Below are 10,454 nucleotides of genomic sequence, written 5' to 3' on the forward strand. Positions count from 1 at the left end.
CTTCGCCCCCTCTTGTTCGGTCGGCAGCACCACTGGATAAGGTGAGCGTTACCTAAGTTCCGTCGGTCGTCGGTCGTCGGTGCGCCTGGACTCCCTCGCGCCTCCGGCCTCGACAGGACGCCCGGCAGGCGGCCGTCCCGGCCGACCCGCAGGCGGGTCGGCCGACGTGCACGCAGTACGTGAGAGAAAGGAACGTCCGTGCCCCCTGGCACACGCCGTCGCTCCGGCGGCCCGCCCGACGGCGAGCACGAGGTCGCCGGGCGGCCCGGCGACGGTGCCGGGATGACCTACCTCGCCATGGGCGCGATTTCAGCGGAACGCCCCGCACTTTCCAAGGTGGCAGGGCTTCGGCGGCGGCGAATCCTCGGTCTGGGCGTGGTGGGAGCGGTCCTCGTCGCCGTTGCGGTGCTCTCGGTCGCCGTCGGTGCGCGGGCGTTGACTCCCGCCGAGGTGTGGCACGGGCTGTTCGCGGGGCCGGACCCCGACCAGAGGAGTACGGAGATCAGGCTCATCGTGCAGACCGTGCGGGTGCCCCGGACGGTGCTCGCGATCGTGGCGGGCGTCGCGCTGGGCGTCGGCGGGGCACTGATCCAGGGGTTCACCCGCAACCCCATCGCGGACACCGGCCTGCTGGGGGTGAACACCGGTGCCTCGTTCGCCGTGGTGGCGGCGATCTCCCTGTTGGGGTTCACCGACCCGTTCCAGTACGTGTGGTTCGCCTTCCTGGGGGCCGCGCTCGCGGGTGTCGTCGTGTTCGGGCTGTCGAGCATCGGGCGGGGCGCCGGCAATCCGCTGACCCTGGCTCTGGCGGGCCAGGGGGTCGCGGTGTTCCTCGCGGCGATGACGACGGCGATCGCCCTGTCGGACAAGGCGGCGCTGAACGCCCTGCGGTTCTGGAACGCCGGCTCGGTGGCCGGTGTGCCGTTCCGGGTGATCTGGCCGGTGACCGCCTTCGTCGTGGTCGGGCTGGTGCTGGCCCTGGTCACCCTGCCCTCGGTCAACCTGCTCAACCTGGGGGACGACGTGGCGCGGGGCCTGGGGGTGAACATCGCGCTGATCCGGACCGTCGGCATCCTCGCGATCACGCTCATGGCGGGCGCGGCGACGGCGGCGTGCGGTCCTGTCGCGTTCCTCGGGCTCATGGTGGCGCACGTGGCCCGGTACCTGGCGGGTCCGGACTACCGCTGGCTGGTGCCGTACGCGGGCCTGCTCGGCGCGGTGGTCCTGCTCGTCTGCGACATCGTGGGGCGCGTGGTGGTCCGGCCGGGCGAGCTGGAGGCCGGCGTCCTCGTCGCCCTCCTCGGTGCCCCGTTCTTCGCGGGTCTGGTCTGGCGAGGGAAGTTCAAGAGCGCATGAACGTGACCTTGGAGAAGCGGGTGGCGGCGCCGGGCGTGCGGTTCGGCGGCCTGTCCTTCGTGTGGCGGCCCAGGATCGTGCTGGTCACGCTGCTGCTGGCGGCGGCGACCTTCCTGGGTTTCTGCCTGTCCATCGCGGTGGGCGACTTCCCCATCGGGCTGCCGCAGGTGGTGGCCACGCTCTTCGGCGGCGGCGAGCGGGTCGACGAGTTCGTGATCATGGACCTGCGCATGCCGCGGGCCCTGGCCGGTCTCGTCGTGGGGTTCGCGCTGGGGGTGTCCGGGGCGCTCACGCAGTCCATCGCCCGCAACCCGCTGGCGAGTCCGGACATCCTGGGGATCACCGGAGGGGCGAGCGCCGTCACGGTGTTCCTGGTGACGGTGTCGGGCGGGTCGGCCGCCGCGGTCGTCAGCGCCGTCGGCCTCTCCGGGGCGGCGCTGGTGGGCGGTCTCGGCGCCGGCCTGCTGGTGTACTTCCTGGCGTGGCGACGGGGGGTCGACGGTTTCCGGCTCATCCTCATCGGCATCTCGGTGAGCGCCGTGATGGAGGCGGTCACGACCTGGCTGCTGGCCACCGCCGACATCAGGGACGTGGCCCGGGCCCAGGCGTGGCTGGTCGGCTCGCTGGACAACCGTTCCTGGGACGAGGTGTGGGTGGCGCTCTGGGGCACGCTGGCCGTCCTGGCCGTCGTGACCGGCGTCGCCTTCCAGTTCAAGCCGCTGCACTTCGGTGACGACGTGGCGGCCGGCCTGGGGGTGCGGTACGCGCTGGTGCGGGCGGTGCTGCTGCTCTGCGCGGTGCTCCTGGCCGGCTTCGCGGTGAGCGCGGCGGGGCCGGTGCCGTTCGTCGCCCTGGTGGCGCCGCAGGTGGCGATGCGTCTGACGAGGTGCCCGACACCGCCGGTGGTGGCCTCCGGCACGGTCGGAGCGCTGCTGCTGATCGGCTCGGACCTGGTCGCCCGGACGGCGCTGCCGATCACCCTGCCGGTCGGCGTGGTCACCGCCGCCATCGGTGGTCCCTTCCTCGTCCACCTCCTGGTGCGGGCGAACCGCCGCTAGGTGATAGAAAGGTTAGGCAAGCCTAAATAGAGGGGGCCCCATGGTCGCTGAGCACACCGGGACCGAGCCCGGGACCGAGTCCGGGATCAGGTCCGGGACCAAATCCGGGATCAGGTCCGGGAGCGGTTCCGCCGCCGGGTCGGACGGCGTCCCGCGGCTGGCGGCCAGGGGCGTCACGGTCGGGTACGGCGACCGGACCGTCATCGACGCCCTGGACGTCACGATCCCGCCGGGGGTGGTGACCACGATCATCGGCCCCAACGGGTGCGGGAAGTCCACCCTGCTGCGGACCCTGTCACGGCTGCTCAGGCCGACCCGGGGGTCGGTGGTGCTGGACGGTGAGGACATCGTCAGGCTCAGGACCAGGGACGTGGCGAAGAAGCTCGGCCTGCTGCCGCAGTCGCCCGTCGCGCCGGAGGGCCTGACCGTGGCGGACCTCGTCGCCAGGGGCCGGCACCCGCACCAGAGCTGGCTGCGGCAGTGGTCCTCCGACGACGCCTCGGTGGTGGAGCGCGCGCTGGCCATGACCGGGGTGTCCGACCTGGCCGACCGCCCCGTCGACGCGCTGTCGGGGGGTCAGCGGCAGCGGGTCTGGATCTCGATGACGCTGGCCCAGGGCACCGATCTGCTGCTGCTCGACGAGCCCACCACCTACCTGGACCTCGCGCACGCGGTCGACGTGCTCGACCTGGTGGACGACCTGCACGAGTCGGGGTGCACCGTGGTCATGGTGCTGCACGACCTCAACCTGGCCGCCCGGTACAGCGACAACCTGATCGTGATGAAGGCGGGTTCGGTCCTGGCGCAGGGTCACCCGCGCGACGTGGTGACCCCGGAGCTGCTGCAGGAGGCGTTCGGCCTGCGGGCCGAGGTGATCGACGACCCGGTGGGCGACCGGCCGCTCGTCGTGCCGATAGGCCGGACCCATGTCCGGGGACGGGGCGGGCGGGAAGCCGGGGCTTCAACTTAGGCTAGGCTCACCTCATCACCCCAAACCAGGGCTCACCTGCCGTCATGCGGGGTGTCGGACAGCACGACAGCAAGGGAATCCGGATGCTCCTCGACCGAACGACACGAACGAACGCCTGGCGGCGGCTGGCGGCGGGCGTGTCCGTCGCGGCCCTCGGCGTGGGCCTCCTCGCCGGCTGTGGTTCCGACGCGGGGGACAAGGGCGCGAACGACAGCGCCAACGCCTCGGCCGCCACCGGCGCGTTCCCCGTCACCGTCGAGCACGCCTTCGGGTCCACGAAGGTCGACAAGGCGCCCAAGCGTGTCGTGTCCGTCGGCTACACCGACGACCAGACGATCCTCGCGTTCGGCGTCAAGCCGGTCGGCATGGTCGACCAGTACCCGAACCCGGTGGGGCAGAGCCCCGACATCAACACGCAGTGGCCCTGGGTCAAGGACAAGTGGGGCGACGCGCGTCCCGAGGTGGTCCTGAACAACGGCGACGCCGGCCCCAACTTCGAGAAGATCGCCGCCCTGCGGCCCGACCTGATCGTCGCGGTCTACTCCGAGATCGACCAGGCCGCCTACGACAAGCTCTCCAAGATCGCCCCGACGGTCGGCCGTACGAAGGCCGAGAAGGAGCCGTTCAGCGCTCCGTGGCAGGACAACGCGCTCCACATCGCCAAGGCGCTCGGCAAGGCCGACGAGGGTAAGCAGATGGTCCAGGGCATCCAGGACAAGCTCGCCGCGGTCAAGACGGCCCACCCGGAGTTCGCCACCCAGACCGCCGTCGCGCTCTCCTGGTACAAGGACTCGGTCACGCCCTTCACCACCACCGACGTACGGGGTCAGCTCCTCGCCGGGATGGGCTTCAAGGGCCAGACCGAGATCGACAGGATCGCGGGGTCCGGGTTCTCCACGCAGCTCTCCCCGGAGCGCATGGACCTCGTCGACGTCGACCGCGTCTTCGTCATCAACGACAAGGTCGACACCGACGCGCTGAAGAAGTTCGACCTCTTCACCAACCTGAAGGTGTCCAAGGCCGGCAAGGTGTCGTACCTGCTGGACAGTGAGGGACCGGCGGTCGGCGCGGCGATGTCGCAGGCGACCCTGCTCTCCCTGCCGTTCGCCATCGACGAGCTCGCCAAGTCGGTCGGCTAGGGATCGTCGGACAAGCCCCGGGTTCGCTCCTCCGGATCACGTCGGAACAGCGGGTGGCGCGGCCGGCGGGATCCGACAGAGAGGACCTGGGTGTGAGCACCACGGGAACACCGGCCGCTCCGGCCACCCTGCGCACCACGGGCGGCCGTGAGGCAGCCCGATGGGTCGCCGCCCACTGCCGCGACACTCCGTGGCTGACGGCCGCCACTGCGGTCAGCACGGTGGCCGGGGCGGCGCTCCAGATGCTCCCGGTCCTCCTGCTCGGCCGCGTGGTCGACGGCGTGGTCCGGGGCGAGCCGGGCTCGTCCCTGCTCCCGATCGGCGCGCTGATGGTGGCCGCCGCGCTGCTCGGCGCGGCGGCCACCGCGGCGTCGACGTACCTGATCGGGAGGCTCGGCGCCGACCTGCTCGCGCATCTGCGGGAGGGCGCCGTCCGGGCCGTGCTGGGCATGCCGATCGCCCGGGTCGAGCAGGTGGGCCGCGGCGACGTCCTCTCCCGGGTCGGCGACGACGTCGCCGTCCTGTCCAGGGGCATCCGTTCGGCCGTCCCCACGGTGTTCTCCGCGGGCGTGCTGGTGGCCGTCGCCACGATCGGCATGTTCGGGCTCGACTGGCGGCTCGGCCTCGCGGGAGCCTGCGCGCTGCCCGCGTACGGGCTGGCGCTGCGCTGGTACCTCCCCCGGTCCGCCCCGCTCTACCGCAAGCAGCGTGCCGCCCAGGCCGACCGCGCGCAGGCGCTGATCAGCGGTCTGAACGGCATCGACACCGTCCGGGCCTACCGCCTGGAGGAGAGGTTCCGGGAGAAGGTCGCCGACGACTCGCAGCGGGTGCGGGACCACGGCGTCGAGGTGTTCCGCTTCTTCGGCCGGTTCGTCGGCAGGGAGAACCGCGCGGAGTTCATCGGCCTCGTCCTGATCCTCGTGGTGGGCTACGTCCTCCTGGAGACCGGATCCGCCAGCCTCGGCGACGTGTCCGCGGCCCCCCTGGTGTTCCACCGCCTCTTCACGCCGCTGGGCGCCATCATGTTCACCTTCGACGAGGCGCAGAAGTCGGGCGCGAGCCTGACCCGGCTCGTCGGCGTGCTGACGGAGTCTGCGGCGGAGCGGCTGGTGGGCGACTCGGCCCCCGCGCCGCAGGACGGCACCCCGTACCCGGTGACGGTGGAGGGGCTGACGTTCGCGTACCCGGGCGCCGAGGAACCGGTCCTGCGGGACGTCACCCTGACGGTCCCGGCCGGTGGCTCACTGGCCCTGGTGGGCGCCACGGGCGCCGGCAAGACGACCCTGGCCGCCCTCGTCGCGGGCATCGAGACTCCGCAGACCGGGTCGGTCCGCGTCGGACCGATCGACCTCGCCGACCTGGACGAGGTCGGGGCGAGGGCGCTGGTGAGCGTCCTGACCCAGGAGACGCACGTGTTCTCCGGCCCGCTCGCCGACGACCTGCGGCTCGCCGCGCCGGAGTCGACCGACGCCGAACTGATGGACGCGCTGCGCACCGTGGGCGCCGAGGAGTGGGTGGAGGCGCTGCCCGACGGGCTGTACACGGCGGTGGGCGAGGGCGGTGAACGGCTGGACGGCACCGAGGTCGCCCATGTCGCCCTGGCCCGCCTGGTGCTGGGACGGGCGCCGGTGGTGGTGCTCGACGAGTCGACCGCGGAGGCCGGCAGTGAGGGCGCCGCCGAACTGGAGCGGGCCGTTCGGGCCGCCTGCGCCGGCCGGACCACGCTGTTCGTGGCCCACCGGCTGACCCAGGCGATGGCGGCCGACCGGATCGCCGTGCTGGACGCGGGACGCGTCGTGGAGCAGGGCACGCACGGGGAGCTGGTGGCCCTGGGCGGCCGCTACGCGCAGCTCTGGCGGGCCTGGAGGGGCGAGAGCCGGGCGATTCCACGTCAGGTCGGTCCGGCCTGAGTTCCCCGGGGCGAGCGCGGTGGGCGACCTCCCGCCCCTCGGGAGACACTCCACGCCGGCCGTACGTCCGGTCGGACTCCTGCGCCGGGAGTTCGGCCCCCTGATCACGATCCGTGATCTGTTCACCCTGCGAACCCCGGAAGCGATTGCCCCCACATCGATGACAACTCCTGACGTCCAGCGATCCCGCCGCCCGGGATCCGACATACTCCGGACCGCGATCCGCCGCAACGCCGGTGCCATGGCCCGGGGCACCCTCCTCATGAGCCTCTACCAGGCCGGCGAGACCGCCTTCCCCATCGCGCTCGGTCTGATCGTCGAGCACACGATGCGCGAACGCGGCCCCGGATCACTCGCCCTGGCGGTCGCGGCCCTGGCCGTGATCACGACGACGGTGTCCCTGTCGTGGCGCTTCGGCATGCGCGTCCTGCAGAAGGCCAACACGACCGAGGCCCATCGCTGGAGGGTGCGGGTCGCGGCCTGCGGCCTCCAGCCGGTGGCCCGGGACACCGGCCTCAAGTCCGGCGAGGTGCTCACCATCGCCACCGAGGACGCCGACCAGACCGCCGACATCGTCGAGGTGGTGCCGATGCTGATCAGCTCCATGGTCGCGGTGCTGGTCGCGGCGGTGGCCCTGGGCACGGCGAGCCTGCGGCTCGGCCTGCTGGTCATGGTCGGCACCGTCGCCATCCTCTCGGTCCTCAGCGTGATGTCCCGGCGGATCGGCAGCAGCACCAAGGAACAGCAGGCGCGGGTGGCACGCGCGGGTGCGAAGGTCGCCGACCTGATCACGGGCCTGCGCCCGCTGCACGGTTTCGGCGGCAACCACGCGGCGTTCCGCTCCTACCGGAGGGTCAGCACGGAGGCGAAGGAGCAGGCGGTCACCGTCGCCCGGGTGAACGGCGCCTACGCGGGCGCCGCGCTGGCGCTGAACGCGACCCTCGCGGCCTCGGTGACCCTGACGGCCGGATGGCTGGCCTTCGACGGGCAGATCGGCATCGGGGCGCTCGTCATGGCCGTGGGCCTGGCGCAGTTCATCATGGAGCCGCTCCGGCTGTTCTCGGACATGCCGAAGTACGTGATGACGGCGCGCGCGTCGGCCGAGCGGATGGCCCTGGTGCTGTCCGCCCCGCCGGTGGCGGCCCCGGGGTCGGAGCAGCCGGCCCCGGGCGGGGACCTGGAGGTCGACTGCGTCCGGTACGGCTCCCTGCAGGGCGTGAAGTTCCACGTCCCGGCCGGCGAGTTCACGGCGATCGCGGCCTACCAGCCGCGGGCGGCGGCCGACCTCGCGTCCGTCTTCGCCGTGGCCGTCCCGCCGGACTCCTACGAGGGAGTGGTGCGGGTCGGCGGCCGGGAGCTCGCGGAGCTGTCGGTCGAGTCGGTCCGTGAGCGGATCCTGGTCAACCCCCACGACGCGGAGATCTTCGCCGGCACGCTCCGCTCGAACATCGACCCGTCGGGGACGAGCCGGACGGTGCCCGAGGCGGTCGAGGCTTCCATGCTGACCGACGTGGTGGCCCTGCACCGGCAGGGGCTCGACTACGAGGTCCGTGACCGCGGCTCGAACCTCTCCGGGGGGCAGCGCCAGCGGCTGTCCCTGGCCCGGGCCCTGGCCGCCGACACCGAGGTGCTCGTCCTGCGTGACCCGACGACCGCCGTGGACGCCGTCACCGAGCAGCTCGTCGCACGCAACATCGCGACGCTGCGGCGGGGCCGTACCACCGTCGTGATCACCAGCAGTCCGGCGCTGCTGGACGCCGCGGACCGGGTCCTCGTCCTGGACGGCGGGGTCGTCACGGCCGAGGGCACCCACCGCAGGCTGCTGGACACCGATCCGGCGTACTGCCTGGCGGTGACCCGGTGACCGGGCCACCGGTGGCGGGGGCGGGCGTCGCTCCCGTCGGTGTCAGTCGGCGAGCGTGAGCCGGATGCCGACGGTGCCGCGGTTGCCGCGCCGCAACTGACTGCCGAGGAGGGTGACCACGCCGAGCAGGCCGTACTTCTGCCGCAGCAGCGTCCGGTAGGCGGCGGTGCGCCCGGGGTCGAGGATCTCGGCGGTGGCCGGGTACGACTCGCCGGTCGGGTTGCCCCGCAGGTCGCAGGGGCCGACCAGGACGTCGGCGCGGTTCCGGATCCGCTTGACCTTCCAGGAGTCCGCGACGGTCCAGACGCCGAGTGCCTCCCCGTCCCGCACCACCCAGACGGGGGTCGGCACGGTGGTGCCGTCCTTCTTGTACGTGGTGACCAGCAGGTAGCTGCCGGAGGCGAGGTGGACCAGGCGTTCGAGCCGCTGCTTCTGACGCTCGGCCGGGTCCTGAGGGTCCTGAGGGTCCTGAGGGTCCTGAGGGTCGTTCGGGCCGGAGGGCGGGGTGGGGGCGCTCATGGCGGGAATTCTAGGGCGCCGACCAGGGAGCTCTCGCGCGCCGGAGGGGACACCGCGCACGCGGTGCCCCGCCGGTCCGGGGTGTCGCGAGGAGGAGCCCCGCCTCGGCCGGCGCCTCGGTGCCCGGGGGTCAGACCCGCCGCCCGGTCCGGCCCGTGGTGAGCCGGGTCCGGGCCGACACGGCCAGCCCCCGGGCCCGGCGGGCGAGCCGGCGGCGTCCGCGTCCGCCGACCGCCGTCGCGCCCGTGGCCCTGGCACCCACGGCCGTGGCACCCGCACAGGCCGCGCGCCCCGGCACGGCGGCGGGACGGAACCGGGGAGCGGCGTCGGGCCGGGCGGGGGTGCCCGGCGGGAACGCCGGGAGGGCGGGCGGGTGCGGAGCGGCGGGGGCGTCGGGCCCGGTGGGCGGTGCGACCGGGAAGGGGAACGCGCTCCACCGGGCGTATTCGGGGTACTGGGAGAACGCCGTCGGGGCGGCGGTCGGCGCGGAGCCAGGAACCGGGCCCGGCAGGGCGGTGCTCGCGGCGGTCCTCGGGTGCAGACGCCGTCGGGTCCGGACCCGGGCCGCCGCCCAGAGCGCCAGCGCCCCGCACAGCGTGACCGCCGTCCAGCCGGCCGGCCCCAGCACGTGGTCGGCCTGCCGGATCGCGTGCGGCAGTACACCCGAGGCCGGCGCCTCGGCGGCCTCCGAGGCCGCGGCCGGGGCGGAGGCTCCCGCCTCCTCGACCAGGTGCCCGACCGGCTCGACCTTGCCCGCCGCCGCGAACCCCCAGTCCAGCAGCGCCGCCGCCTCGTCGTACACCTTGGTCTGCTGCTCCGGGTGCATGACCGTCACGAGCAGGGTCCGCCCGCCGCGTTCGGCGGCGCCGGTGAAGGTGGCCCCGGCGTTGGTGGTGTAGCCGTTCTTCACCCCGATCAGGCCCGGGTACCTGCCGAGCAGGCGGTCGGTGTTGGCGATGTCGAACGAGGAGCGCAGGCCGGTCGCCTTGTCGACCCCGCCCGGGAAGCGGGCGGTGCGGGTCGAGCAGTACGCACGGAAGTCCGGGTTGCGCAGCCCGGCCCGCGCGAAGAGCGTGAGGTCGTACGCCGAGGAGACCTGGCCGTCCTGGTCGTAGCCGTCCGGCGAGACGACCCGGGTGTCGCGGGCCTGGAGGGCGTCGGCCCGGCCCTGCATCTGTGCGACGGTCCTCGCGATCCCGCCGTTCATGTGGGCGAGCACGTGGACGGCGTCGTTGCCGGAGGCGAGGAAGACCCCCCGCCAGAGGTCCTCGACCCGGTACGGCAGGTTCTCCTTGATCCCGACCAGGCTGCTGCCCGCACCCAGCTCCGCCAGCTCGGCCGGCGTCACCCGGTGCTCCAGGGCGCGGTCGAACCGGGGCAGCACGGTGTTGGCGAAGAGCATCTTGAGCGTGCTGGCGGGCGGCAGCGGCAGGTGCGCGTTGCGGGCCGCGAGCACCTCGCCGGTGGCCGCGTCGGCGATCAGCCACGACCGCCCGGTGAGCGCGGCGGGGAGGTCGGGCGCACCGGCGCGGAGGGCCACCTGGACGGCCGGGCGGCCGAGCCGCTCGCCGCCGACCACGGCGGCGGCGTCCTGCGCGGCACCGGCGCCGGGGAGGGCGGTCCCGGACGCGGCTCCGG

The 10,454-nt window shown here is 73.4% G+C and carries 8 protein-coding genes; 6 read left to right on the forward strand and 2 right to left on the reverse strand.

Annotated elements, in window-relative coordinates; translation table 11 throughout:
* Window positions 1-297 precede the first annotated feature (297 nt).
* From ABZY91_RS33175 to ABZY91_RS33200, 6 genes are all read left to right on the forward strand, one after another.
* Window positions 298-1,356, forward strand: a complete 1,059-nt coding sequence (locus tag ABZY91_RS33175; protein WP_355406832.1) for an iron ABC transporter permease — start codon at window positions 298-300, stop codon at window positions 1,354-1,356.
* Entirely contained in the window at window positions 1,353-2,414 is a 1,062-nt protein-coding gene (locus ABZY91_RS33180; protein WP_355406816.1) for an iron chelate uptake ABC transporter family permease subunit, read from the forward strand. Before ABZY91_RS33175 ends, ABZY91_RS33180 begins: the two co-directional genes overlap by 4 nt.
* Window positions 2,415-2,454: 40 nt before the next feature.
* Window positions 2,455-3,384 (forward strand): ABC transporter ATP-binding protein, encoded by a 930-nt coding sequence (locus ABZY91_RS33185; RefSeq protein ID WP_355406818.1) that lies wholly within the window; start codon window positions 2,455-2,457, stop codon window positions 3,382-3,384.
* A gap of 83 nt (window positions 3,385-3,467) precedes the next feature.
* Entirely contained in the window at window positions 3,468-4,523 is a 1,056-nt protein-coding gene (locus tag ABZY91_RS33190) for an iron-siderophore ABC transporter substrate-binding protein (protein ID WP_355406820.1), read from the forward strand.
* 92 nt (window positions 4,524-4,615) lie between these two features.
* Entirely contained in the window at window positions 4,616-6,433 is a 1,818-nt protein-coding gene (locus ABZY91_RS33195; RefSeq protein ID WP_355406822.1) for an ABC transporter ATP-binding protein, read from the forward strand.
* A 160-nt stretch (window positions 6,434-6,593) separates the two neighbouring features.
* Window positions 6,594-8,297, forward strand: a complete 1,704-nt coding sequence (locus ABZY91_RS33200) for an ABC transporter ATP-binding protein (RefSeq protein WP_355406824.1) — start codon at window positions 6,594-6,596, stop codon at window positions 8,295-8,297.
* Between the two features lie 42 nt (window positions 8,298-8,339).
* On the opposite strand, the gene ABZY91_RS33205 is transcribed toward ABZY91_RS33200, so the two are convergent.
* Both ABZY91_RS33205 and ABZY91_RS33210 read right to left on the reverse strand, forming a co-directional pair.
* Entirely contained in the window at window positions 8,340-8,816 is a 477-nt protein-coding gene (locus tag ABZY91_RS33205) for a PPOX class F420-dependent oxidoreductase (RefSeq protein WP_329948210.1), read from the reverse strand.
* A gap of 130 nt (window positions 8,817-8,946) precedes the next feature.
* A partial coding sequence (locus ABZY91_RS33210; protein ID WP_355406826.1) for a hypothetical protein occupies window positions 8,947-10,454 on the reverse strand: 1,508 nt, incomplete at its 5' end.

It is taken from the genome of Kitasatospora sp. NPDC002965 (assembly GCF_040611255.1).
Taxonomy (GTDB): Bacteria; Actinomycetota; Actinomycetes; order Streptomycetales; family Streptomycetaceae; genus Kitasatospora.